This window comes from Streptomyces sp. R302 (genome assembly GCF_012927245.1).
GTDB lineage: Bacteria > Actinomycetota > Actinomycetes > Streptomycetales > Streptomycetaceae > Streptomyces.
The window spans coordinates 304456-330964 of the sequence record NZ_JABBGE010000002.1; the positions used below are offsets into that span (position 1 = coordinate 304456).

13 protein-coding genes are annotated in these 26509 nt (G+C 69.2%); 8 read left to right on the top strand and 5 right to left on the bottom strand.

Annotated features, from left to right (window positions below; translation table 11 throughout):
- Window positions 1-112: 112 nt before the first annotated feature.
- A complete protein-coding gene (locus tag HHL19_RS37075; RefSeq protein WP_240981467.1) occupies window positions 113-1624 on the bottom strand; it encodes an HNH endonuclease in 1512 nt (503 codons plus the stop codon).
- Window positions 1625-1787: 163 nt separating this feature from the next.
- Here HHL19_RS37075 and pglW point away from each other — a divergent pair, with 163 nt between their 5' ends.
- Both pglW and pglX read left to right on the top strand, forming a co-directional pair.
- Window positions 1788-6479, top strand: a complete 4692-nt coding sequence (gene pglW / locus HHL19_RS07265) for a BREX system serine/threonine kinase PglW (protein WP_169086798.1) — start codon at window positions 1788-1790, stop codon at window positions 6477-6479.
- Between the two features lie 167 nt (window positions 6480-6646).
- Window positions 6647-10291: a BREX-2 system adenine-specific DNA-methyltransferase PglX gene (gene pglX / locus HHL19_RS07270; RefSeq protein WP_240981499.1), complete on the top strand. Its 3645-nt coding sequence runs from the start codon at window positions 6647-6649 to the stop codon at window positions 10289-10291.
- A gap of 50 nt (window positions 10292-10341) precedes the next feature.
- Here the strand turns inward: pglX and HHL19_RS07275 are convergent, their stop codons facing one another.
- A complete protein-coding gene (locus tag HHL19_RS07275; protein ID WP_169086800.1) occupies window positions 10342-10935 on the bottom strand; it encodes a Uma2 family endonuclease in 594 nt (197 codons plus the stop codon).
- A gap of 71 nt (window positions 10936-11006) precedes the next feature.
- The gene (locus HHL19_RS07280; protein WP_169086802.1) at window positions 11007-11621 is read right to left on the bottom strand and encodes an ATP-binding protein; all 615 of its coding nucleotides are present in this window, start codon (window positions 11619-11621) and stop codon (window positions 11007-11009) included.
- Between the two features lie 175 nt (window positions 11622-11796).
- Here HHL19_RS07280 and HHL19_RS07285 point away from each other — a divergent pair, with 175 nt between their 5' ends.
- The 4 genes from HHL19_RS07285 (at window position 11797) to pglZ (ending at window position 19905) form a co-directional block, all read left to right on the top strand.
- Window positions 11797-12681, top strand: coding sequence for a helix-turn-helix transcriptional regulator (locus HHL19_RS07285; protein WP_169086804.1), 885 nt, complete (start codon window positions 11797-11799; stop codon window positions 12679-12681).
- On the top strand, window positions 12678-12881 hold the full coding sequence (locus tag HHL19_RS07290; protein ID WP_169086806.1) for a DUF397 domain-containing protein: 204 nt from the start codon (window positions 12678-12680) through the stop codon (window positions 12879-12881). Before HHL19_RS07285 ends, HHL19_RS07290 begins: the two co-directional genes overlap by 4 nt.
- 206 nt (window positions 12882-13087) lie before the next feature.
- Window positions 13088-17017 (top strand): phage resistance protein, encoded by a 3930-nt coding sequence (locus tag HHL19_RS07295; RefSeq protein WP_169086808.1) that lies wholly within the window; start codon window positions 13088-13090, stop codon window positions 17015-17017.
- A complete protein-coding gene (pglZ, locus tag HHL19_RS07300) occupies window positions 17014-19905 on the top strand; it encodes a BREX-2 system phosphatase PglZ (protein WP_169086810.1) in 2892 nt (963 codons plus the stop codon). The genes HHL19_RS07295 and pglZ overlap by 4 nt, the downstream gene beginning before the upstream one ends.
- A gap of 40 nt (window positions 19906-19945) precedes the next feature.
- Here pglZ and HHL19_RS07305 read toward each other — a convergent pair whose 3' ends face one another.
- Both HHL19_RS07305 and HHL19_RS07310 read right to left on the bottom strand, forming a co-directional pair.
- Window positions 19946-20998 (bottom strand): CBS domain-containing protein, encoded by a 1053-nt coding sequence (locus HHL19_RS07305; protein ID WP_169086812.1) that lies wholly within the window; start codon window positions 20996-20998, stop codon window positions 19946-19948.
- Between the two features lies 1 nt (window position 20999).
- Entirely contained in the window at window positions 21000-22814 is a 1815-nt protein-coding gene (locus HHL19_RS07310) for a DUF262 domain-containing protein (protein ID WP_346768524.1), read from the bottom strand.
- A 192-nt stretch (window positions 22815-23006) separates the two neighbouring features.
- Between HHL19_RS07310 and brxD the strand changes: the two genes are divergently transcribed.
- A complete protein-coding gene (brxD, locus tag HHL19_RS07315) occupies window positions 23007-24341 on the top strand; it encodes a BREX system ATP-binding protein BrxD (protein ID WP_169086816.1) in 1335 nt (444 codons plus the stop codon).
- Window positions 24338-26470, top strand: coding sequence for a DEAD/DEAH box helicase (locus tag HHL19_RS07320; protein ID WP_169086818.1), 2133 nt, complete (start codon window positions 24338-24340; stop codon window positions 26468-26470). The genes brxD and HHL19_RS07320 overlap by 4 nt, the downstream gene beginning before the upstream one ends.
- Window positions 26471-26509 lie beyond the last annotated feature (39 nt).

The following is a 26509-nucleotide window of genomic DNA, read 5'->3' on the forward strand; positions in this document are numbered from 1 at the left end:
TATGCTGACGAATTGAAACGTCAAGCACCTCTCTCATCAGCGCAGGAGCCTCGTGCGCTGCGGGACGCCAGCCCGTCACCTGGTCACTCGCCGCAGTGAGCCGGTCAGTCCATCAGCCGTTCTTCCCGCACAGCATGCGGTGATACTCCACGTACCCCGCGTCGATCCGGTGCCGGTGGTCCCTACGCAGTTGCGAGACGCTCGAGTCGTCCTTGGTCCGGCGCACTTCCCACTGCGCGTCGACATAGATGCCGAGGCCGTCGAACTGCCGGTGATGGTTGGGGCACAGGCAGAGCATGTTGGCCGTTGTGTCCGGCCCGTCGTGCGGACTGCCGATACCTTGGATGTGCGCGGCTTCGCTGTAACGGCCGAGCAGAACCTCGAGCGGCTCGCCGCACACCTGACAGAGATCCCCGTGCCAGCGCTTCACGTCCCGAACATTGCCGGGGTCGCGCACGGGGCGTGTTCCGCTCGTCGCCTGGCGCGGCACCGGGCCGGCGGCGCCGATGACCTTCGTGGCTCTCGCATCAGCGTTGTCCTCGGTTCTGCCGCTCGCGGTCAGATAGCCGTCGAGACCGACTCGCTCGAAGAGCAGCCGCTGATCCCCGTCCGCGAAGTACTTCGCGCGCAGCAGGCCGACCGCCTTGGCGCGGGCGCGACGCGACGTGCGGAGCAGCTGATCGGCGTCGTCCGTGAAGCCCGCCTTCGCATCGGCCTCGAGGAGCGCCGCCGGACTCGGGTCCTGGGCGTCGGCGTGGATGCCCTGCACCTCCCACACGCCGCTGCCGCGCAGGCGCGTGAACGGGTAGTGCGGAGTCACGTGCGAGGTGCCGCCGAAATCTGCCAGGAGTTTGCCGACCTCGCGCTCGAACACGCTCCAAGGCGCGAGCCGCTTCTCCTTGGCTGCCACACGCCCTATCGACCACAGCAGCGCCAGCGGCTTGTGCGGGGACGGGCCGCCCGAACCCGTGTGGGTCCGGATTTTGGCGATGGCGTGAAGCAACGCCTTCTCGGCCATCGTCGGGGCCGCGGCTTTCTGCCTTCGGGGCGCCGGCAGCCCGACCCTTCCGGGAGCGGACGGAAGATCCACTTTGTCGAGCAGGCGTGCGCGATCGCTCGCGGAGACGAGCTGCATGCTCCAGAGCTTGTCGTTCGGGCCGGGGATAGCGGCCAGCAGGGGGAGGGCGTCCGCCTCGAACTCCGTCAGGTCTCCGAGAGCGATCATGTGCTCCCAGACCGCGCCATCGTCCCTCGCGCCCCACACCACTCTGGCCAGGTCGGGGTTGCGGAACTTCGCGAGGATGGTGGCTCGCGCGATGAACTTCTTCTCCCCGTAGAACAGCACCTCGTCGCCGACCCTGCAGTTCCACACGGCGATGGCCTTGGCGTCACGCTCCTTCCTCGGCTCGATCGCACCCCAGAATCGAGCCACTCCGTCCCCGAAGACCTCCCGCAGGAGGGCCGCGTCTTCACCGAGGACGTCCGCGTAACGCGGCTGCGACAGGTCGATTCCCTCACGGACCGAACGCTTGAAGTGCTTCGGACCCCCCGTCCGGGCGGTGCCCCGCGGCTGCAGAAGCCACTGAACACCGTCCGCACTGCCTTCTTCCCTGTCGGTCGTCATGGCGGTCAGAGTAGTCACGTCCGCTGACAGTCCATGGCCGCACATGATCGGTCCCGGTCGAACAGGACTCTCCTGCCCGACGCCACCGTCTACGATTTGAGGCACGCCTCAGCGCCTGACAGACGCGGGGAAAATCACCAGAACCGGCATAAAGAGGGAAAACATGCGGGACGGCCGGTGGGTTACGGTCACCGACTCCGAGTTCCAGCATGAGCGGCGGGGTCTGGAGGCCATCCAGGACAGACTGAGGGACAACGACCCGTGGCGTGCCTGGTCGAACTTCACCTTCACCGCCGCAACCGGGCACGTCCGCGAGGTGGATCTCCTGGTGATCGCCCCGGGCGGGGTGCACCTCATCGAGCTGAAGGACTGGCACGGATCGGTCGAGTCCCGTAACGGCACCTGGCTGCAGACCCAGCCCGGTGGACGCCAGATCTCCCACGGCAACCCCCTCCACCTGGCCAACAAGAAGGCGAAGGAACTCGCCTGGCTGCTCAAGCAGCACGGCGAGCCGGTGTGGGTCTCCGAGGCGGTCTGCTTCACCGACTCCTCGCTGAGGAACCGCCTGCCCGCGCACGACCAGCACGGCGTCCACACCGTCCACCAGCTGATCCAGATGCTGGAGGAGCCTCCTCGTGACGAGCGGCGACGTATCGACGGGCCACGATCGCGGCGGATCGCGGCGGCTCTGGAGCGAATCGGGATCGCACGCAGCGACGCCGCGTACAAGGTCGGCCCGTACCTCCTCCACCGCAAGTCCTTCGACTCGGGCCCGACCTGGGCGGACTACCTGGCCCAGCACAGCGAGCTGCCGGAGGCCGCGCGTATCCGTGTCTATCTGCGGGAGCGCGGTTCGGACACCGAGATGCGGGCGTCCGTCGAGCGTGCGGCGCGGCGCGAGGCGGCGGTGCTGCGCCGGTTCCGGCACCCCGGGGTCGTCCAGCTCAAGCAGTACGACCCGACCGGGCACTCGGCGGGCCCCGCGCTGATCTTCGACTACGACCCGCGCACACTCCGCCTCGACGACTACCTGATCCAATACGGCGAGAAACTGGACGTGCTGAGCCGGATCGCGCTCGTGCGCCAGCTCGCCGAGACCGTGCGCTCGGCGCACGGTCGACGGCTCTACCACCGCACGCTGTCCGCCCACGCGATCCACGTCATGCCGCGCGGCCGGGGCTCCGGCAAGGACGGCGACGAGGCGGGCTGGCTCACTCCGCACCTCCAGATCTCGGACTGGCAGGTCGCCGTGCAGCGCGGCCCGGAGCAGGGCGGAGCGAGCGGCGGCGAGCGGTTCGCGCCGACGACCTTCTCGCGGGCGGGCGCGCACCTCGCCGAGTCCGCAGATCCTTATCTCGCCCCCGAGCTGACCGCGCCCAGGGCCGACCCCGTGGCCCTGGACGTCTACGGCCTCGGCGTCCTCACGTATCTGCTGGCCACCGGCAAGGCGCCGGCAGCCAGCCAGGCCGAGCTCATGGCCCGCTACGAGGCGGGCGAGGGCCTGCGCCCGAGCGCGGTCGTGGACGGACTCTCGGAGTACATCGACGAGCTGGTGCAGGCAGCGACGGCGTACGACGTCCCTGCCCGGCTCTCCTCCGTGGACGACTTCCTGGAGATGCTGGAGGTGGTGGAGGAGACCCTCACGGCGCCCTCCCCCACCTCACAGCCCCTGCGTCCTGCCGGGCCCGCGCCCGAGAAGGACCCCCTGGAGGCGGTCGCGGGCGATGTCCTGGCCGGCCGGTGGGAGGTCCGGCGGCGGCTCGGCACCGGTTCGACGAGCCGGGCGTTCCTCGTACGGGATCTGACCGCCGGCCCCGAGGTCCGCTTCGCGAAGTCCCTGGCCGTCCTCAAGGTCGCCGTCTCCGAGCGGAGCGGCGAGATCCTCAGGCGCGAGGCCGAGGTGATGGGGCGACTGCGGGCCGACTCGCGGATCATCCGGCTGATCGAGCCGGAGCCGCAGAGCATCGGCGGCCGCACGGTCCTCGTCATGGAGTACGTCGGTGACGAGCGCGAGGCCGACGGCACGCCGGCCGAGCCGGGCGCGACGCGGACCCGCCGCCGTGAGGAGACCGTCGCCCGCCAGCTCCGGGACTCCGGGCGGCTCTCGGTCGACCAGCTGGAGGCGTACGGCGACTACCTCTTCGGCGCGGTGGACTTCCTCGAGGGCGAGGGCGTCTGGCACCGCGACATCAAGCCCGACAACATCGCGATCCGGATCCGCCCGAACCGTACCCGCGAACTCGTCCTGATCGACTTCTCGCTCGCCGGCTATCCGGTGAAGGAGACGGAGGCGGGCACGGACGGCTATCTGGACCCCTTCATCGGCACGCTCACGGACCGATCGGTGTACGACGCGCACGCCGAGCGGTACGCGCTCGCCGTGACGCTCCACGAGATGGCCTCGCGCGAGCTGCCGGTGTGGGGCGGCGGCAAGGTCTCCCCCCGGCAGACGAAGCCCGAGAAGGAGCCGTACCCCGCCATCGCGGCCGACGCGTTCGACCCGGCGGTCAAAGACGGCCTCGTCGAATTCTTCCGCAAGGCCCTGCACCGGGACGCCGCGCAGCGGTTCAAGGACCTGAAGCCGATGCGGGACGCGTGGAAGAAGATCTTCCTCGCGATGGACGAGGCGAAGCCGTCGTCGAAGCGATCGCGCCGGCAGGACGAGCGCACGTCCGTCGGGTCCGCCGATGCCGCGATCGCGGTGGCGGAGGAGGAGACCGCGGAGGAGCAGCGCGACCGGCTCGCCGCCAGTGTCGACCGCGCCACCCCGATCTCCGCCTCGGGTCTGAGTCCGGCCGCCGAGTCGTTCGTCTACGGTTTGCGCGTCGACACCGTCGGCCAGCTCCTCGACCACAGCCAGCGGACCCTCGTCAACGCTCCGGGCCTCGGTGCAAAGACCCGCAAGGAGGTCCTCGGCCGGATCAAGCAGTGGCGCCGGCTGCTCGCCGAGCAGCCCGCCGCACCGCTCACTCCCGAAGGCCGCAAAGCCGCGAAGGAGGAGCTGTCGGCGGCGGAGGCCGCCGTCGCCCTCGCCGTGGCGCAGACCGGTGCCGGCGGGGACAGCGAGCGGGCGCTGCGGACGGTCAGCCTGGACGCTCTCGCGACGGTCTTCGTGCCAGAGCTGAAGAAGGACGGCTCGAACCGCAACGAGTGCGAGATGGTCCGGCTGCTGCTTCGCCTCCCTGACGAGCAGGGCGTCCTGCCCGAGATCGGGGTCTGGCCGATGCAGAAGGACGTCGCTGAGGCGCTCCGTCTCTCGGCCGCCCAGGTTTCGCTGATGCTCAAGACCCAGCGCGGCCGCTGGAAGCGGCACGCCGCCGTGCGGACCCTGCGTGCCGAGATCCTGGAGCTGCTGCGCGACCTCGGCCGGGTCGCCTCGGCCGCGGAGATCGCGGACGCGCTGGCCGTACGCCGCGGCACGGAACTGCAGGAGCGGGAGCAGCGCCGGGCGCTCGCCCTCGCGGCGGTGCGGGCCGTGGTGGAGGTCGAGCAGCTGGTCCCGGACGAGGCCACGTTCCAGCACGCCCCCAACCGGGACGCCTCCGACGAGGCGATGGGCGCCGGCCTGCTGGCCCTGGAGGTCAGCGACGACGACGCCCCCGAGACCCCCTCCGCTCCGGGTCTCCTCGACTACGCCCAGCGTCTGGGCCGCGTCGCGGACCGGCTGGCGAAGCTCGACACGCTGCCGACCTCGACGACCGTGCTCGGGGAGCTGAGCGCGGTCACTCCGCCGAGCACGGTGGTGGAGTGGGACGAGCGCCGTACGGTCGAGCTGGCCGCGGCGGCCTCCCGCAACGCGGCCGCGACCCCCCGCCTGGAGATCTACCCGCGTGACCTGCCACTCGTACGGGCGCTGCGCCTGACCCAGGCGGGCCTGGTGCGGCTGATCCCGGGCCTGGCACGCGACCTCCAGCCCGGCCTGACCGCCGAGGACATCCACGAGCGAGTCCGCGCCCGCTTCCCGGAACTCCTCGACGAGCGGGGCGGCCACTCGCTGCCGAAGGACGGCCGGCTGACGAAGGCCCTGAAGGCCGCCGGTTTCGACCTGGAGCTGTCGACCCGGGCGGGCACCCCCCGTATCTCCCGCTATCTGCCGCGGCAGACCAAGGACGACTCGAGCTTCCTGTCCCTCGGGAACCTGCGGAAGCCGACCGCCTTCCTGTCCGAGCACCGTTACGCCGACGACGTACAGCTCGCGGGCGCGGTGACGGCGGAGGAGCGGCTGCTCGCCTCGGCGCCCCGGGACGGCTTCCGGGTCCTGACCGTCCGGACCGGTCTCGCGACGGAGGCGGTGGAGGAGGTCACGGGTTCGCGCTTCGGGGCGGAGCCCGTCTCGGTGACCGAGCTGTTCCTCGACGCCCTGCACGAGCTGGTGGACCGGCGGCCCAAGCCGACGTGGGAGACGATCCTTCGCGCGGATGTGGCCGAGCCGGGTTCGAAGGCAGCGATGAAGTTCGCCGAGTACGCGGGGACGGCGTGGGGCGCCGTGGAGCCCCGGCTGGGCGAGCTGCTCACGGGCGGGGCGCGGGTCCCGCTGTTCCTGACGGACGCGGGTGCGCTGGCGCGGTACGACGCGATGGGCGTCCTGAACCGGCTCGCGGAGCGGTCACGCGGCGGCGGACGCGGCCTGTGGCTGCTGTGCCCGCAGGACGACCCGGCGCGGCCGCCTAGGCTGGGAACGGTGGCCGTGCCGTATCAGGCGGGGCTCGGCGAATGGGTGGTGCTCCCGGACGCGTGGGTGGAGAACGCCCACCGGTCGGGTGGGCAGCGCCGCGACGGTTTCGGAACGACGAGTACGACGGATACGACGAGTCCTATGGGTACGACGGGGAACTGGGGAGACGAGGCGAAGTGATCGACCGCGATGCGTTGAAGGCCGACCTGATCAAGCAGGTCAAGGCGGTCGAGGCGGATCTCGGCAGGCAGGTGAAGGACGGCGAGGGCGTCGCCAAGCCGCTGCTGGCCGAGTACAAGAAGGCGCTGAAGGCCGACCCCCGGGGGACGGTCGAGTGGGACGCCTGGCTGGAGCCCCGCCTCGCCGAGTACGCGGACGACCGCGCCGAGCGCATTCGCGTGGCCGGACGGCTGCTGAACGAGCACGACCGGGCGTTCTCGCTGGGGCGTACGGCGGAGTCGTGGAACTCGTGGCTGTACGGCACCCCGCAGATCTCCGGCCGCATCACGCAGGTGGCGGTGGCGTGGGTCCTCGGCACGGTGTTCGTCCGCTTCTGCGAGGACAACCTGCTGATCCCCGAGCCGTACCTGGCGGGCCCGGACGAGGAGCGCCGCGACCTGGCGGAGGCGCGGTACGCGCAGTACGTGGAGGAGGAGCAGGACCCGACGTTCCGTGGCTGGCTGGAGCGGGCCTTCAAGGAGATCGGTGAGGGCGAGGCCGGCAAGCTGCTGTTCAACCGGCAGCGCAACCCGCTGTACCAGATCCCGATCTCGCACGACGGCGCGCGGGCGCTGGTGGAGTTCTGGCGGGAGCGGGACGAGGCGGGCCGGCTGGTCCACGACTTCACCGACCCTCTGAACGAGGACGGCACGGAGGGGTGGGACACCCGGTTCCTGGGGGACCTGTACCAGGACCTGTCAGAGGCCGCGCGGAAGACGTACGCGCTGCTGCAGACGCCGGAGTTCGTGGAGGAGTTCATCCTCGACCGGACGATGGGGCCGGTGGTGCGGGAGATGGGCGGGCGCGTCGGCGAGCTGAAGATGATCGACCCCACGTGCGGGTCGGGTCACTTCGTGCTCGGCGCATTCCGGAGGATGGTGCGGCTGCTGGCCGAGCGGCAGCCGGGCATGGAGCTGCACGCGCGGGTGCGGATGGCGCTGGACGCGGTGCACGGTGTCGATATCAACCCGTTCGCGGTGGCCATCGCGCGATTCCGGTTGCTGATGGCGGCGATGGCGGCGGCGAATGTGCGGACGCTGGGGGAAGCGTCGCAGTACGACTGGCCGGTGCACCTGGCAGTGGGCGACTCGCTGATCAAGGTGCGTCAGACGGAGCTCGGCATCCTAGGGACAACGGGGCTGCAGGGTGAACTCGAGTTCGTTACGGATGAGACGGACAAGCTGGCGGAGTTCTCGTATGCGACAGAGGACATCCACGAGGAGGAATTCAAGGGGATCTTGGAGCAGGGGCGGTATGACGTGGTGGTGGGGAACCCGCCCTACATCACCGTCAAGGATAAGAAGCTGAACGCACTGTACCGGGACTTGTACAAGTCCTGCGCGGGCAAGTACGCATTGTCGGTACCCTTTGCCGAGCGGTTCTTCCAGTTGGCGAAGGCGGGAGAGCCTAACGGGCGCGGGTACGGGATGGTCGGACAGATCACCGCCAACTCGTTCATGAAGAGAGAGTTCGGCACCAAGCTGATCGAAGAATACTTCGCGCACAAAGTTGAACTTATGGAGGTTATCGACACCTCTGGCGCCTACATTCCAGGCCACGGAACACCAACCGTGATCTTGGTTGGCCGACGGCGTGCTGGCAGTAGGCGAGGCGAGACGATCCGCACTGTACGTAGCGTGCAGGGCGAGCCGTCCACACCAGAGAGGGGGCAGGAAGGGTTGGTCTGGAAGGCGATCAAGAGTCACATCGACACCCCTGACCATCCATCCAATCGCTGGGTTTCCGTGAGCGACCTAAACCGCGAGACCAGCTTTGGCAAGCAGCCATGGATTCTCACCGACGGCGGCTTGGAGATGATTCATAGAATCGACCAGGCGAAGCAGGGGAGGCTGAATCGAGATATCGCCCGGATAGGGTTCTACGGCATCATGGGGGCAGACGACGCCATGGCTGCACCGCCGCGAGCCTTTCAGCGGATCAACGCGGAGAGCGCTGCGGTGAGACAACTCGTAGTCGGGGATGAAGTACGGGACTTTGACTTCGCTGCCGGCGATCTCGCGTTCCATCCCTACGACATGAACCGTAACCTCTCACAACTAGCATCCTTCCCCCGACTGGCTCGATGGCTTTGGCCCAACCGCACAGAGCTAGGAAATCGCGCCACCTTCTCTAGAGGAACCTACTTCGGAGATGGACGCCCTTGGTGGGAGTGGCATCAGCTTCCCAAGGATGAGGCAGCACATAATTGGTCGATCGCGTTCTCATTCGTATCTACACACAACCACTTTACGTTGGATCGAGACGGGAAGGCATTTAACAGGTCGGCGCCACTTATCAAGCTGCGGAAGGAGGCAAGCAAAGACGAGCATCTGCGACTGCTTGGACTACTTAACAGCTCCACCGCTTGCTTCTGGCTTAAGCAGGTAAGCCACAACAAGGGAAGCACCGTGGATTCTCAGGGTGCGCGACAGTCTACAATCCCGTTTGAAGACTTCTACGAGTTCACCGGTACAAAGCTCCAACAATTCCCACTTCCGCGGAACTATCCCACCCGCCTTGCTAGCTCTCTTGAATCCCTGGCACAAGAGCATGCGGCGGTCAGCCCTTCAGCGCTGACCGCCCTCTCTGTCCCCACTCCTACGAATAGCGACTTCCACAACGCCTGCGCTAAGTGGGCGGCTTGTCGAGCCCGGATGATCGCGCTCCAGGAGGAGCTGGATTGGCAGGTGTACTCGCTCTACAACCTGCATCCCGAGGACCTGCGGGCACCCGAAGCTGAGGTGCCTGAGCTTTCGCTTGGTGAGCGGGCCTTTGAGATCGTGCTGGCGCGGCGGGTCGAGGCCGGCGAGGCTTCGGGTGAGTGGTTCAAGCGGCATGGGTCGACCCCCATCACCGAGATGCCCGACCACTGGTCCGACGCGTACAAGGCCGTCGTGCAGAAGCGCATCGACGCCATCGAGAACAGCCGTGCCATCGGCATGATCGAGCGGCCCGAGTACAAGCGCCGCTGGGCAACCGAGGGCTGGGACGTGCTCCAGGAGCGGGCGCTCAAGGCATGGCTGCTCGACCGGATCGAGACGCGCGAGTACTGGTTCGACGAGAACGGTCAGCCGACCATCCTCACCCTCAACCAGGTCACCGACGTGCTCTCGCGCGACGAGGACTTCGTGTCCGTTGCCGAGATCTACGCCCCCCGCCAGGAACTCGCGACCGTCGTATCCGACCTCCTCTCCGACGAGCACGTCCCCTTCCTCGCCGTCCTGCGCTACAAGCCCGCCGCCCTCAAGAAGCGCGCGGACTGGGAGCACGTCTGGGACCTGCAGCGGAAGGAGGACGCGGAGACCGACGAGTTCGAGAAGCGGAAGATCCGCGACTCGATTCCCGTACCGCCCAAGTACACCTCGGCGGACTTCCTCAAGCCCTCCTACTGGCGTGCGCGCGGCAAGCTCGACGTGCCCAAGGAGCGGTTCATCTCGTACGCGACCGGGGCGACCTCCGGTACACCTCAGCTCTTCGGCTGGGCCGGCTGGGATCACCGTGAGCAGGCACAGGCACTGTCCACGTACTTCACCGTCCACGACGAGCTGTCCGCCGAGGAACTGACCCCGCTCCTCGCCGGCCTCCTCGAACTGCAGCCCTGGCTCACCCAGTGGCACAACGAGTTCGACGGCCTGTATGGCGGCTCCCCCGCGGCCTTCTTCGAGGGTTACCGAGCCGCCAAGCAGGGCGAACTCGGCCTGACCGACGACGACCTGCGGGCGTGGCGACCCCCGGCTGCGGCCCGCCGAGGCCGACGGCCCGCCAAGGGCTGAGCCCTGACGGTGGTTCCTCCTCCCCCGAGCGGGAGGAGGAACCACCGTCGTCAGCGCCCCGGCTGCGCGCCGTAGAGCGGTAGGCCCATCGTGGTGAGGTCGCCTCCCAGCTCCTCCGGGAGCGGCACCTCCTCGCCGTACTTCCCGTGGGCAACCGCCCTGTACTCGCCCTCTCCCGGACGGGTGGACAACGACCGCGTGCCCGTACGCGGATCGATCCGCAGCAGCCGGGCAACACGCGCGACCGCGTACCAGGCGGTCATCTCGTTGATGCCCTTCAGCCGCTCGCCCCGCGAAATCACCTCCACCGCCAGCTCGACAGCGTCCGCGTCCAGCAACCAGCCGTCCTCGTCCTTGAACGAGCGCGGCCCGATGGACAGGTCCGGGATCGAGTAGTCGTCCGGATCCCCGGGCATGGGGACGGAGACGTTCTCGTACGCCTCGTACGTGGCGGCGAGGCCGGGACGGATGGCGTCGCGCAGGTCGATGACGATCCCAGCGTGCTTGCCGCTGGGGCTCGGGGACACCACGAGCTGTCCCCCGATGATCTCCACGCGCACGCCCGTCGCCTGCTCGATCTTCTCTGCGACTACGCGCAGGTGTCCGCGACGGACAGGGATGGGGTGGGAGGTCGGTCCGGCCAAGATGGCTTCTCCATCGCCTGCGTGGAGCGAGTACGGGGCAGGATGTGATCGAGACGACTGCGCGTTTCACGCTACGGCAGCATCCGTACCGCCAGCGGCTCCGCCGCAGGCACCCTCAGCAGTGGCCCGTCGTCCAGTCGCAGCACGACCGCCAGCCCGCCCGTCGCGTACCGCTCCGTTTCCACGCTCTGAACCGTGCGCCACTGGCCCCACACCCGTACGGACTGCCCCGCCCGCACGGTGACGGCCGCGACCTCTGTCGTCCTCGGCGGAGGTGTCAGCTCCGGAGCCTTCAGCTCCGCCCAGACCGTCTTCCCGATTCCGCCGGCGCGGGGGCTGACGCCCCACCTGTACGTGAGTGCGTCCACGATCTGGAGACCTCGCCCCTGGGTGTCGTACTCCCCGGGCTCTTGGATCTCCGGGCACCCCTCCCCCGCGTCGCTCACCTCCAGGCGGAGGAGCCCGTCCGTCGTGGTGTGCGCGATCCGGATGCCCACCTGCCGGTCGCTGGGCACGCGCACGCACAGCGCGTTCGTGACGAGCTCGGAGAGGACGAGCACCGCGGTTTCCGCGATGTCCTGGCCCGCGCCCCAGTCCCCCAGCACCGCGTGCAGCACCGCCCTCGCTCTGGGCGCGCTGCGGGGGCGGCGGGAAAGGCGGAAGGCGACTTCGTTGAGTGTGGTCATGGTGCAACCCCCTGAGGGTCAACGGTCCACCGACATCGAGTAGCCGGTGCCATGACCAGGAGGATGGCCCGACATCACACGAATCTGCAACGTTGCAGATTGAGTTGGAATCAAAGTTCGCCTTTTCGAGTTAATCCAACCCCCTAGAGGCTCTCGCTCTGCTAGACGTGTTGCCATGCTTGCGAAGAGCGCCACCACGAACGCGTCAACGGTCCTTGGCCGCCAACTCGGCGATGAGCTGCGCCGTTTGCGGGAGGCTTCCGGACTCACAACCGCCCAAGCGGCGGAGGCGCTCGATTGCACCAAGGGCAAGATCAGCCGTATCGAGAACGGCCGGGTGGCTGTCCGACTGCCGGACCTCACTGCGATGTTGCACGCCTATCGGGTGTCCGACGAAGACGTACGGACTCGACTGAGCGCCCTGGCCAGGAAGGCCAACCGGCGCCGCAGGGAGGGATGGTGGAACCAGTACGGGTCCGTACTGGCGGACACCTATCGCGACTACATCGCCTTGGAAGCCATGGCGGGCTCCATCCGCACCTTCCAGGCGCAGCTGATCCCTGGGCTCCTCCAGATTCCGGACTACATCCGGGCCGTGACCGTGGCCTCCCAGCAATGGCAGACAGGCGACGAGATCGAGAAGTTCGTCCAAGTGCGCCTCGCTCGCCAGGAGCGGCTCACGGGTGACTCTCCGCTGGAGCTCTGGGCCGTCCTCTCCGAGGGTGTGCTGCTGCAGCAAGTCGGTGGAGGGCAGGTTATGCGGGAACAGCTGGAGCACCTGCTGGCCGCCGCCGAGTTCCCCAACGTGACCATCCAGGTGCTGCCGTTCTCCCGCGGAGCGCATGCGAGTATGTTCGGGCCGTACGTAGTGCTGGGGTTCCGTGAGGAGGGGGCGCTCGACGTGGTGCTGGCGGACAACCCGACCGGCTCCATCTGGTTGGAGAGGGAGGCCGAGGTCTCTCGCTACCAGGACCTGTTCGATGCCGCGCGCACATCCGCTCTTTCTCCTGTGGAATCCCGTGCTGTCATCCAGCGCAGGGCCAAGGAGCACAGACCATGATCAGCGGACGCCACGGAACGCCGGACCTGACGGGCGCGAAGTGGCGCACCAGCACGTACAGCGGTGGGAACAACGAGTGCGTAGAGGTCGCCCCCAACCTCCCCCACCTAGTCCCCGTCCGCGACAGCAAGCGTCCCGCCGGCCCCGCCCTCGCCTTCACCCCCCAGGCATGGCGCGTCTTCCTCTCTCACCTGGGCTGACCCGCCGCCCCTTACACCCCCGCCGTGTCACCCCCACCGGTTACGATCGAGGCGGGCCACAGGCCGTGACAGCAGGAACGCCGGTCGACAGGCACTCCCCGAGACCGTACGCGCACCGCGCGTGAAGCTCGGGGTGCCGCCCGCGCCATCCGTCACCCTGTCGCCCGTACGTACACGCCGGAGACAACAGGAGACGCGAGACAGACATGGCCCCGACCGCCGCCACGGCCCCCATGCTCCGCGATGTCATCGACATCAAGACGTCGATCTCCACCTCCGACTTCGTCCTGAAGCTCGCCGAGGCGGTCACCGAGGAGGGCACCGAGCGTGCGCTGCGCGACTACGTCGTCACCGAGCGGCTCCTGGAGAACTTCGACGAGGCCCTCGGGCTGATCAAGGCCGCCCTCGACGGACACACCTCGAAGGCCGCCTACCTCCACGGATCCTTTGGTTCCGGTAAGTCGCACTTCATGGCCGTCTTGCACGCCCTCCTCCGAGGCGCCCCGGCGGCCCGCGCCCGAGCCGACTTCGATCCCGTCCTCGCGAAGCACGAGTGGCTGGGCACCGAGCGGAAGCGGTTCCTGCTCGTCCCGTACCACATGCTCGGCGCCAAGTCCCTCGAGCAGCGCGTCCTCGGCGGGTACGTCAGCCACGTGCGGGCGCTGCACCCGGACGCGCCCATCCCCCAGGTCTACCGGACCGACGCCCTCTTCGAGGACATCCGGTCGCACCGTCTCCGCATGGGCGACGACGCCTTCATCAACGGTCTCAGCGGCGCCGAGACGGAAGTCGATTCCGCCGCAGCCGACGACGAGGACGAGTGGGGCGACTCCTTCGCCTGGACGCCCGCCCACCTCGACACCGCCCTCTCCGCCGAGGAGCTGGACGGCGGCGAGGTCAACCTCAACCTGGTCAACCCGACCACCCCTGCCGAGTTGCGCGCCAAGCTCGTCCACGACGCCAGCGCCACCTGGTTCCCCGGCTTCGCCAAGAACGCCGCCGAGGACGAGCACGGGTTCATCTCGCTCGACGCCGGCCTCGCCGTGATCGCCGAGCACGCGAAGTCGCTCGGGTACGACGGGCTGATCCTCTTCATGGACGAGCTGATCCTCTGGCTCGCCAACCGCATCCACGACCAGAAGTTCGTCTCCCGCGAAGCGGACAAGATCACGAACTTCGTCGAGGGCGCCGACTCGCGCCGGGCGATCCCGATCGTCTCCTTCATCGCCCGCCAGCGCGACCTGCGTGAGCTCGTCGGCGAGGAGACCTCCGGCGCGGCCGAGACCGCGATCCAGGACAGCCTCAACCTTGCCTCCGGTCGCTTCGACAAGATCACCCTCGAGGACCGCAACCTCCCGCAGATCGCCCACGCCCGGCTCCTCAGGCCGAAGAACGCCGAGGCCGCCGCCAAGCTCGACGCGGCCTTCGCGAAGATCAAGCGGGTCGGGCCGCAGGTGTGGGACGTGCTGCTCGGGTCCGAGGAGGGCACGACCGGTGCGGACGAGGACTCGTTCCGGCTGACGTACCCCTTCTCCCCCGCTTTCATGGACACCCTCGTCCACATCTCCTCGGCCCTGCAGCGTTCCCGCACCGGTCTGAAGCTCATGGGCCAGCTGCTCGCCAACCACCGCGACGACGCCACGCTCGAACAGCTGATCCCTCTCGGCGATCTCTATCCGGTGATCGCGGACGGCGGCGACAAGCCGTTCGTGGACGCGCTGAAGGTGGAGTTCAAGGCTGCCGACAAGCTGTACCGGTCCAAGCTGCGCCCGCACCTCCTCGCCACGTACGAGGTCACCGAGGAGGACATCGAGCGCTACCGGCACCGGCCCGGCAGTATCACCGATCCGCAGCTGCTCAACCGCTGCAAGGGCTTCATCGGCGACAACCGGCTGATGTGCACCCTGCTGCTGTCCGCTCTCGCGCCGAGCGTTCCGGCGCTGCGCGACCTCACGATCCGGCGGCTCGGCGCGCTCAACCACGGTTCGGTGGTCTCGCCCATCCCCGGCGCCGAGGTCGGCGTCATCAAGGCGAAGGTCGACGAGTGGGCCGCCAACTTCGCCGAGATCAAGCCGACGGGCACCACCGCCAATCCGGGCGTGCGCCTCGAGCTGGCCGGCGTGGACGTGGACTCCGTCATTGCCAACGCCAAGGCCAACAACAACCGGAACAACCGACTCGCGCTCGCCCGGCGGCTCCTCGAGGAGGAGCTGGGAGTCGAGCGGCAGGAACAGCTCAGCGACGCGGACGATCTCCGGCTCGTCTGGCGAGGCTCGAACCGGACCGTCGAGGTCGTCTTCGGCTACATCGCCGACACCGACCAGCTGCCGGACCACGATCTCGCCCCCAGCCAGGAGGGGCTGTGGCGACTGGTGGTCGATCTGCCTTACGACGAGGGCGAGTTCGGCCCCCGCGACGACGTCAACCGGATGCAGAAGCTCCGCGAGCGGCCCGGCATGCCGCCCCGGACCGTGGCCTGGATCCCCACGCACCTCTCGGCGGCCCGCTACAAGGACTTCGAGCGCCTGGTCACCATCGACTACGCGCTCGCCGATCCGCGCCGCTTCGACACGATGTACGCGCAGCACCTCAACGCCGACAACCGGGCGCGCGCCAAGGGCCTGCTCGAGGGGCAGCGGAATTCGCTCGTCAAGTCGGTGAAGGCGGCCTTCAAGCAGGCGTACGGGCTGGCGGCCAAGGCGCCGGCGGATGTCAACGTGTCGTTCAACGATCACTTCGAGTCGCTGCGTGAGGTGCCCGACCTGCGGGTCTCCATCGGGCAGTCTCTCAGTGACGCCGCCCGTCACATCGCGTCGAAGCTGCTCGCTCAGCAGTTCCCCGCCCACCCCGATCTTGACCCGGAAGGCAGGAAGACCGCGGTCCGGCCCGCCGACGCGCGAACCGTCTTCGGTTACATCCGGGCCGCCGTCGAAGCCGGCGACCGGCAGGCCGAGATCCCGAACAAGGACCGCGACGCCATGCGGCGGATCGCCGCGCCCCTCGGCCTCGGCCAGCAGAAGGAGGCGTACTTCCGGCTGTCCAACCGCTGGGTCGAGCACTTCGCGCTGCAGGCCCGTACCGACGGCGGGCCCGGCGACCTCAGCGTCGTACAGCTCACCGACTGGATCGACCGGCCCGAGCCGATGGGCCTCGAAACCTTCCTCGCCAACCTGGTGATCGCCTCGTACGCCGAGATGGACGACCGGGTCTGGGTGCGGTCCGGGGCCCTGCTCGACCCTGCGCCGGAACTGTCGTCCATCAAGCCGATCGACGCCCTGCGCTCGCAGCCGCTGCCGGACGAGTCGGTCTGGGAGGAGGCGGGGCGCCGGTACTGGGACATGTTCGGGGAGAAGCCGCCCACGCTGCGCCGCGGCCGGATCGTCGGCCAGTTCGCACGCCAGATCCTGGGCAAGGCCCGGGAGTACCAGCAGCCCGCGGACACACTGGTCACGGAGCTGGAGAAGCACGCCATACTTCTCGGCCTGGACGGCTCCGACGAGGCCGGCCGGCTCGCGCTGGCCCGGCGCTCGCGCGACCTGCTCGACGAGTTGAAGGGCATGGACCGGGGGGCGGCCGGTGGCGCGGCGGCGGCCAAGCAGGTCATCACGGCCTTCGCCGGCTTCGACCTGGGCGAGGTGTCCGCAGGCCGCTACGGGGCCTCGATCAAGCAGGCGCAGACCGTCGCCTCCGCTCTGGCCACCACGGTGTGGGACATGCTCAAGCTCGCGCCCAGCTACGGCCCCGAGGGCGAGGCAGTCCTCGAGCGGCTGCGCCGCGCGGCCCAGGCCGACCAGCGCACCGAGAACCTGAAGGACGAGCTGGAGCGGGCCGGAAAGTCGATCATCGAGGTGATCCGGCGCAGCCAGGCCGCCGCCGCTCCCGCGCCGCAGCCGCCGGTCCCGGTCGCACCGGAGCCCGTCGGTCCCCGCACGCCCAACGAGGTGGACCTCAGCACCGAGACCAGCCACCCGCCGGTGCCCACCAGCCACCCGGCGCCCGGCCGTGCCACGCGCCGCTCGGGTGGCGGCCGGACCAAGGCGTCGCAGGCGCTCGCCGAGCTTCGTGCGGAGCTGGCCGAGCTGATGGAGTCCGAGCCGGACGCGACCGTCGAGATCTCCTGGCGGGTGGTGGAGTGACCTCTGCGGCTGCCTCGACCAGCGCGGTACGGCTGTACCCGGCCACCGTCACGCAGTATCTGGCGTCCGCGTCGAGTCTCCGGCCGGGCAAGCGGCGGGCCGTGTTGCTGCGAGGCGCCCCGCAGTGGGACGGCCCTGCCGAGCTCACCTGGGGCGAGAGCCGGCGTGCGCGGGTCGTGGCGGCGCCGTCGCCGCTGGCCGTGTACGAATTCGTCCTGGACCATCTGGCGCCGAAGGCCGCCGGGCCCGATGTGCTGGTCGTCCTGACCGACCGCGAGGAGGCGGAGCTCGGGCCGGATCTGCTGGCCAAGGTGCACAAGCAGCGCGTCAACGCCGTCGACACCTGGGACGTCGTACGCCAGTCCTTCGGGGCGATCGACACCGACGGTCGGCTGCTCGACGACAACTGGGCCGCCGAGGCACTGCTCGACGCCGCCCCGCCTGGTGGCTGGCCGACCCGCGGCGGCGGTGTGCTGTCCCGGAACGAGGCGCTGGCTGCGCTCACACTGCGGCGGCTCGGCATCGGCCGATACGACCCCGACCGGGATCCCGCCGTGGCGCTGACGGACGCCGACGACGTCCTCGATGTGCCCGCGCTTCTGCGCTGGTCGCTGCGGCCGGGTGGACCGGACCGTTTTCTGGCCCTGCGGGCGGCGGAACGCCGGGGGCTGGCTCGCTTCCTCGCCGGGGAGGAGCAGGCGGGAGAGGCAGGCAAGGCGCTGCTCTCCCTGGTGGAGGCCGAGCACGGGCCGGACGCCGTGGCCTTCGGGCTGCTGTGCGCGGCGCTGTGGGAACACGTCGACGCGGAGGCGGATCCCGAGATCTACCGGGCACGCGGGCGGGCCGAGCGCTGGTTCGGGGAGAGGCCGCCCGCGCAGGGTGATGCCTTCGACCGGCTGGCCGCCGCCTTCGGGCGGGCCTGCGAGGAGTTCGTGTCCGGGCTGCTGCTCGCCGGGCGCTCGAGGCATGCCGAGTTCGGCGAGTCGGCGGCGGACGCGCGGAGGATCACCGGCACGGTCCTGGACCGGGCCGCGACACTGGTACGGCAGTTCGGCGCGGAGGCGGCCGAGCGCAGGAGCCCGGTGCTGCGGGCAGGTCTGGAGGCCCGGTTCTCGGAGGTCGGCGAGGCCCTGCGGTCGGGAGCGACCGAGCGGACCCTGCAGGCCCTCGACCTTCTGGGCGGGCATCGGCTGGCTGCCGACACGGACGAGCAGGTCCGCATCGGGCGGGCCCGCATGGCGCAGCGGCTGGCCCAGTGGCTGGCATCCGAGCCCGAGACCCGGGCGCCGAATCTGTCGGGCGCGCTCGAGCGGCACGTCGACGAGACCGGCTGGGTCGACATGGCGCTCGAGCACGTACAGGCCGGTGGCGATCCCGATCCCATGCTGAAGTCCGCGTACGACTCGCTGTGTGCCGCTGTCCGGGAGAAGCGACGGGAGATCGACCGGGAGTTCGCCGGCATGCTGGCGGTCTGGACCGAGGGTGGCCGGGACGCGGGCGAGATGCTGACGGTGGAGAGCTTCCTGCCGAGGGTCGTCGCTCCCTTGGTGAAGTCCGGGGAGCGGCGGATCCTTCTGCTGGTCCTCGACGGAATGAGCGCTGCCATCGCCGCGGAACTCGGCGAGGAGCTGCGCGAGCACTGGGCGGAATACGACCCGCTGCCCGGGGCGAAGGAGGCGCCTCGACGGCGAGCGATGGCAGCCGCGCTGCCGACCGTGACCGCGGTGTCGCGTACGTCGCTGTTCGCCGCCCGGCTCATGCGAGGCGACCAGGCTGACGAGAAGCGACTGTTCCCGGCGCACAGGTTCTGGGGCGGCACGCGGGCGGCGGTCTTCCACAAGGACGATCTGCGTGCCGACAGCGGGGGCGACTGGCTCGGCCCCGAACTCCTCGAGGCGCTCGCCGGCGAGCAGACCCATGTCGCCGTCGTGCTCAACACCGTCGACGACCGGCTGGCGAGCGAGCAGAAGCTCGGTGACGGCGCGTGGCGTCTCGACCAGATAGGAGCACTGCGGTCGCTGCTGCGGCATGCCGCGGCCGAGGGCCGGGCCGTGCTGATGACCAGCGACCACGGTCATGTCGTCGACCGCTATGGCGTACGTGTGCATGCCACGGGGGTGGAGTCGGCGCGGCATCGCCTGCCCGGGCAGCCGCTGTCCGAGGCGGAGATCGCGCTGTCCGGGCCTCGTGTCGTCGACCCGGAGCCGGGCGGCGAGATCGTGGCGCTCTGGAACGCGGACGCACGCTACAGCGCTCAGCGGGCCGGGTATCACGGTGGGGCCGCGCTGGCCGAGGTCACGATTCCGGTGATGGCGTTCCTGCCCTTCGGCGCCACGCCGCCGAAGGGCTGGCGGGAGCTCGGACACCCGCAGCCGTCGTGGTGGCACCTGGGCGGCGACGCCCCCGTACGGTCGCAGCAGCGGCCGGTGGCCAAGCAGGTCCCGGCCCCCAAGCCGTCGACCAGGCGCGCGAAGGACGAGGCGGCGCTGGCCAAGAGCCACGACTCGCTGTTCGATGTGGCGCTGGTCCCGTCGCCGGACGACGAGACGCTGCTGGCCGTACAGCCGGTGTCACCGGACGATGCCCTCGTCACCGCTCTGCTCGCGTCCGAGGTCTTCACGTCCCAGGTGGACATGCTGGCGCGGAAGCCGGACCTCGGGCGGGTGGAGCAGGCCGTACGCGCGTTGATCGACGCGGGCGGCACGCTGCCGATGACCGCGTTGGCACAGCGGGTCAGCCTTCCGGCCTCGCGGAGGGTGGAGGGTTTCGCCGCGGTGCTGCGCCAGTTGCTCAACTACGACGGGGTGCAGGTCCTGGAGACCCTGCCGGACGGGCGCACCCTGCGGTTGAACCTGGGGCTTCTGAGAGAGCAGTTCGGACTGCGGTGACCTGGTGGGTTCGGGGCCGGCCCCGAACCCACCAGGGACCTCACACGTCTGTGACGTACTGACGCAGCAGCAGGCAGAACCTGTGCAGTTCCTCGTGCATGTGGTCCGGAAGCGGCTGGGGATCGAAGTGCGCGATCTTGTTGCGGATGTCCTTCACTCGCTTCAGCCGACGCACGAACTGCACCCGATCCGCGCCGCTCCACTTCAGGGCCAGCCAGTTCTGGTCCGCCAGGGGCCGCAACGACTCCTTCCGCTGCTCACCGTCGATCAGCATCACGTATTCGCCGAACGTGAGGTCCGAGATCTGCCCGGTCTGCTGGTACTTGCGCTGAACGGCCCTGATCGCGTCGGGACCGATGGCCGTGCCCAGGCATTTGCGGAGCCGCAGCTCGATCTCTCCGACGAGGAAGAACGGTCGGGCGGTACCCGCGAACCTCTCCGTGATGTCCGCGGCCGTGACGATTCCGCCGATCGTGCCGTCGTTGCGCCGGATGAGCGCGTAGCCGTACTCACTGATCATCGGGAGCAGCGCGAAGAAGTCCTGGGACTCCTGGGCCACCGCCCAGTCGCTCGGGGCTTCCGAGGCGTTGGCCAGTGTCGGCACGCTGCCCTGTTCGTACATCCTTGCCACGGAGCGCCAGGTGACGACTCCCCGCAGGGTGGACTTCCCCTCGATGATGGGCAGCTGGGAGTAGTTGTTGTGACGCATGACGTGCGTGACCGTGTTGAGCGGGGAGTTCGGCGGCAGAGAATCGACCCCGTCGCCGTTGAGGACATCGCCGATGCTCAGGGGTCGCTCGGGCAAGGAACCGGCGGGGTCCTCCGGCTCCTCCGCGTCTTCCTCGTCCTCATCGGCTTGAGGATCAGGCTCGATGGTGGCGCTGTCCAGCGCCACCATGTGCACTGAGGCCCGGCGGGCGCAGGTGCCGAAGTATGGGACCGTCGACAGTCCGGCGGCATTCAGGGTCTGCTGGATGCGTAGGCAGGTGGGGTTGTCACGTACCCGTTCGTCGAAAAGGTCCAGGAGTTCCAGAACCGGGACGTCCTGGCCCTTGAGGTCCAGGAGCTGCTGCGCCGAGGGGGTCTTCGCCATGTCAGCTCTCACCCGCCGGCTCGCCGCGGAAGACGGTCCGCTTGCCCATCGTCGCCTGGACGAGCTCGAGGAGCTGGCTCGCGCGGTCCTCGTAGAACTTGTCGAAGTCCGACTCGTGGAGCGCGACCGGGTCGACGAGGTGGGTAGCGATGATGTCGTCGAACCACTCCTCGCGCACGCCGGACTCGAGCTGGAGCGCCTTGAGGTAGGAGGCCGGCGGACCCGCGATGCTGCGGCTGGCGCGGAAGGACAACGGCGTCTTGTTGACGATGGAGTTGACCTTCTTGAAGTGCAGGCTGGAGTTCTTCTCCGCCCAGTTCTTGGGGAAGATCTGACGGATGTCGACGTTGTTGGACACGATCTTGTCGGCGTTGAGCGGCGCCTCGGTGAAGTACCAGTCCACCGCCCCTTGCTTGATCAGCAGCGCGTAGATCCCCTTGTAGGCGGCGCTGTTGCGCGTGGTGAGCGAGTCGAGTCGATCGGTGAGGAACACGGCGTCCGAGACCGTGTCGGGGACGACTCCCGGCTCCCGGCGAATCCAGGCGACAAGCTGTTCCACGTCACGGGTGAAGCGGCTTTCGAGCGAACCGCTGTACATCTCGCCGAGAACACCGTTCCAGTACCACTGGGCGATCTTCTCCTCGCCGTCCGCGGTGTCCGTCGCCTCTCCGACGATGGCCCGGACCGCGGCCAGCGGCACAAGCTGCGTCCGGTACGGCAGGTCGGCGCCGCGCACGATGCACTGGCTGTGCAGGAAGGAGCCGACCCACTCGAAGGCGTCGGCGATGCGCGGGGCCAGGCGGCGGAAGTCCGCGAGGGGCAGCTCCAGCAGGTCCCGGCGCTTGCAGGAGACGGCGGTGCGCGGGTTGGACTGCTTCAGCTCCCAGGTGCGCAGCAGGGCCACGGCCTGGAGGAAGTCGCTGCTGCTGAGGCCGTCGTCCAGGCCGGCCTCGAGGTTTCCGAGCACCTGGTATCGGGACGCGAGCCGCGTCTTGAGGCGCTCCCACTCCGTCGGAAGCTGGTAGTAGGTGCCGAACTCCGCCACGTGCTTCTGGTTCCCCGCGTACGTCGCGGTGAGCAGCTCGAACACGTTCAGGGGCACGCCACCGGTGTTGACGCGCTCGAAGACCGCGCAGACGGCGTCCATGCTGGTCTGGGCCGGAAGGTTGATCATGGGCACGTTGAATGCCTGGACATGGAGGAGCACGTGTTCCGCGAACAGTGACCAGTGGTCCCAGTTGGCGCCGTCGAGCTGCACGTAGGAGCGCTGCCAGTCGTTCACGCGCTTCGTGTCGAAGACGATGTTCAGTGGGAAGTACCCCGCCGCGCATTCCTTCCCCATCGTGCTCAGGTCGAGGACGACGCTGCGCGCGAAATTCGTCTTAAGGACACGGTCCTCGGGTACGGACACGATGGCTTCATCGCGCTCGGAAGGCGAGCCGATCGCCTTCGCGATGTCGATGTAGTACCAGCGCTTCAGTTCCTTGCCCCGGCCGTCGACCGTTTCCACCGGCTGATCCCTGTGGAGCGCCTGGAAGAGCGAGGTCAGTCGCTGCTGGCCGTCCAGGAGCAGCAGCTCCGGTGTCTCGGCGGACGCCTCTTCGGCGCCGCTGAGCGTCCGGGCCTTGAACTTGGGCTCACCGCCCGTCTGGAGTGTCATGGCCACGCCCAGCGGGTAGTTGAGGGTCACGGTTGCGATCAGTGCCCTGATGCGCTCGTCGTCCCACTTCCACTCGCGCTGGAAGTCGGGGAGCTGCAACGCTCCGGTGGCGACCTTCTTGAGAAGGTCCCTGAGCTTCGGATTGTCAAGGGACACTCTGACTATTCCCTCACCTGGCGCATGAATGGTGTAACGGGCAATCTCACCCATGCGATCACGCCACGTCAACCGACATTCAGGACTCTGTCACAACGGCCTCCAATGGTATTCAGCCACGGCAGCCGAGCGCCGGTTCTCCCCAGCGGGGACCGGCCCGGCAGGCAGCGCGCGAATGGAACACTGAGGGGTGTGAGCACCGACCAGCCCCAGCCCCCCGCCTCCGTGAGCGCCGCCCGGCGGCGCGATGTCATCGACGCCCTGCGCCGCGGAGCCGTACCCGAGAGCGGGCTCGATCTGCTGGCGACAGGCCTCGACAGGTTCGAGACCGCCCTCGACGCCGAACTGGACGCCGTCGCGTCGGGATCCTCCGTCTTCAAGGCTGTGCGAGGCGAGTACGGGTCCGGCAAGACCTTCTTCACCCGCTGGCTGGGCGAGCGCGCCAAGCGCCGGAACTTCGCCGTCGCCGAGATCCAGATCTCCGAGACCGAGACGCCCCTGCACAAGCTGGAGACCGTCTACCGCCGCCTCACCGAACGACTGGCGACCCCCGGTTTCCCGCCGAGTGCTCTCCGTCCGGTCGTGGACGCGTGGTTCTACGCGCTGGAGGAAGACGCCCTGGCCGCCGGTGTGCCGGAGGAGAAGTTGCCCGACGAGGTCGACCGGCTGACCGAGGACCGGCTGACCGAGGTGTCGCGGCACGCCCCCTCGTTCGCCGCCGCGCTGCGTGGATACCGCAAGGCGCAGGAGGAGGGCGACGAGGCCACCGCGTCGGCCGTCATGGCCTGGCTGGGCGGGCAGCCGCATGTCGCGGCCTCGGCGCGCAGGGCCGCGGGGGTGCGCGGCGACCTGGACCATTTCGGCGCGTTCGGATTCCTCCAGGGGCTGCTGACCGTGCTGCGCGACTCCGGGCACGCCGGCCTCTTCGTCGTCCTGGACGAAGTGGAGACCCTGCAGCGGGTCCGCTCCGACGCCCGTGACAAAGCGCTCAACGCGCTGCGGCAGCTCATCGACGAGGTGCACTCGGGGCGGTTCCCCGGCCTCTATCTGGTCATCACGGGCACGCCCGCGTTCTTCGACGGGCAGCAGGGCGTCCAGCGGCTCGCGCCGCTCGCGCAGCGTCTGGCAACCGACTTCACCACCGATCCTCGCTTCGACAATCCGCGCGCGGTACAGCTTCGTCTGCCGGGCTTCACCCTGGATTCCCTGGTGGCCCTCGGTCTCACCATCCGCGACCTCTACGCGGGCGGATCCGCTACCCCGGAGCGGGTGACCGCGGCCGCCGACGACGCGTACATCTCCGATCTGGCCCGGGCCGTCGGCGGGGCGCTGGGGGGCAAGGTCGGCGTGGCACCACGGCTGTTCCTGAAGAAGCTGGTGGGTGACGTCCTCGACCGGATCGATCAGTTCGAGGACTTCGACCCGCGCCGGCACTACGCGCTGACCGTGAGCACGTCGGAGCTGAGCGAGGTCGAGCGCAACGCGGCCGCGGGCAGCGCCGACGAGGTCGAGCTGGAGCTCCCGTGACCGCAGGCGCCGATCCTCTCGACCTCCTCCACCCCGGCCTGGTCCACCACATCGTCAACACCCTGGGGTGGCCCGGGCTCCGCCCGCTCCAGGAGGAGTCGATCACCCCGCTGATGAACGGCTCCGATGCCGTGCTGCTCGCGCCGACGGCAGGCGGGAAGACCGAGGCCGCGTCCTTCCCGCTGCTGTCGAGGATGGAGCGGGAACGGTGGAGCGGCACGTCCCTCCTGTACGTCTGCCCGCTGAAGGCGCTCCTGAACAACCTGCTTCCCCGGCTGGAGACGTACGCCTCCTGGCTGGGCCGGACGGCGGCACTGTGGCACGGTGACGTGGCGCAGTCCCGGCGCGGACGCGTTCTGCGCGAGCGGCCGGACATCCTGCTGACCACCCCGGAATCCCTCGAGGCGATGCTGGTCAGTGCGAAAGTCGACCACCATGCCTTCTTCTCGGGACTGCGAGCGATCGTCGTCGACGAGGTGCATGCGTTCGCCGGAGACGACCGGGGGTGGCACCTGCTAGCCGTGCTGGAACGTCTGGAACGTGTCGCCGGACGACCCGTCCAACGTGTCGGACTCTCCGCCACCGTCGGCAATCCCGACCAGCTCCTCGAGTGGCTCCAGGGAGCGGGCGCCGGCAAGCGGCCCGCCCGGGTCGTGGCCCCGCACCTGCGTGAGACCTCTCCGGCGCTCCCACCGCCGGGCGAGGTACAACTCGACTACGTCGGCTCCCTGGCCAACGCGGCGACGGTCATCGCGGCTCTGCACCAGGGTGAGAAGCGTCTGGTGTTCTGCGAGTCGCGCAAGCAGGTGGAGGAGCTCGGCGCGAGTCTCCGCGCCAAGGGCGTGACCACCTTCCTCTCCCACGCCTCCCTCTCCGCAGACGAGCGCCGACGAGCGGAGGACGCCTTCGCCGAGGCCCGTGACTGCGTCATCGTCTCCACCAGCACCCTGGAGCTGGGCATCGACGTGGGAGACCTGGACCGGGTCGTCCAGATCGACGCGCCCGGCACCGTCGCCTCGTTCCTCCAGCGCCTCGGACGCACGGGCCGTCGGCCGGGATCCGTACGGAACTGCCTGTTCCTCGCCACCGACGAGGCCGGACTGCTGTCGGCCGCGTCTCTGCTACTGCTCTGGGGCCGTGGCTGGGTCGAACCCGTGACCCCGCCCCCCGAGCCCCGGCACATCGCGGCTCAGCAGGTGCTCGCGCTGTGCCTTCAGGAACATCGGGTCGGGGACCGGCTGTGGCAGGAGTGGTGGGGAGGACTCGGCCCGTTCGGTCCGCCCGCCGCCCCGGTCGTACGTCATCTGGTCGCGGAGGGCTTCCTGGACCAGGACGGCGGCCTGCTGTTCATCGGCCCGGAGGCCGAGAAGCGCTTCGGGTACCGGCATTTCATGGATCTCACGGCGGTGTTCACCGCGGCTCCGGAGTTCACCGTTCTGGCCGGCCGTACGGAGATCGGTTCGACGGACCCCGCCCTGCTGACGGACGAGATCGTCGGACCCCGGCGGCTGCTGCTCGCCGGGCGCAGCTGGCAGGTCACCTCCATCGACTGGTCCCGGCGCCGCTGTTTCGTCGAGCCGGCGGACGGAGGCGGGCGGGCCCGCTGGGGTGGCGTCGGCTTCCCTCAAGGGTCTTCGTACGATCTCACCCGGGCCGTTCGCGACGTGCTGCTCGGCTCGGATCCCCCTGTGGCCCTCACCCGGCGCGCCGAGAACGCCCTCGCGCAAGCGCGCGAGTCGAACGCCGAACTGGTGCATCCCGGCGGTTCGCTGATCATCCGCGGGCGAAGGGACACCAACGTCCGTTGGTGGACGTGGGCCGGCTATCGCGCCAACGCGACCCTGGCCGCCAGCCTCGGGACGGTGACGGACCCCCTGCAACGCCCCACCTCCGCCTACCTCCGGCTGCGCGAGGACCTGACCGCGGAGGAGTGGCGCAAGGCCGTCGCGGAGGCCGCCCGTCAGCTTTGTTTGCCTGCCGTTGATCCTCGTGCGGTGACCGGCCTCAAGTTCAGTGCCGCTCTGCCTCCACGGCTGGCTGAGGCCACGCTCGCCGCCCGGCTGGCCGATCTCGAGGGCGCCTCTGCGGTTCTACGGGAGCCGACCAGGTTCACGTGGAGCCTGGCATGACATGCGAGACCCTGTCCCCGGTGGAGACTCTGGGGACAG

What these genes read in the sequence shown, in the direction of transcription:
- HHL19_RS37075 (WP_240981467.1), bottom strand. Translation starts at nt 1,624, where the DNA reads ATGACGACCGACAGGGAAGAAGGCAGTGCGGACGGTGTTCAGTGGCTT.
- pglW (WP_169086798.1), top strand. Translation starts at nt 1,788, where the DNA reads ATGCGGGACGGCCGGTGGGTTACGGTCACCGACTCCGAGTTCCAGCAT.
- HHL19_RS07280 (WP_169086802.1), bottom strand. Translation starts at nt 11,621, where the DNA reads ATGACCACACTCAACGAAGTCGCCTTCCGCCTTTCCCGCCGCCCCCGC.
- HHL19_RS07285 (WP_169086804.1), top strand. Translation starts at nt 11,797, where the DNA reads ATGCTTGCGAAGAGCGCCACCACGAACGCGTCAACGGTCCTTGGCCGC.
- HHL19_RS07290 (WP_169086806.1), top strand. Translation starts at nt 12,678, where the DNA reads ATGATCAGCGGACGCCACGGAACGCCGGACCTGACGGGCGCGAAGTGG.
- HHL19_RS07295 (WP_169086808.1), top strand. Translation starts at nt 13,088, where the DNA reads ATGGCCCCGACCGCCGCCACGGCCCCCATGCTCCGCGATGTCATCGAC.
- HHL19_RS07305 (WP_169086812.1), bottom strand. Translation starts at nt 20,998, where the DNA reads ATGGCGAAGACCCCCTCGGCGCAGCAGCTCCTGGACCTCAAGGGCCAG.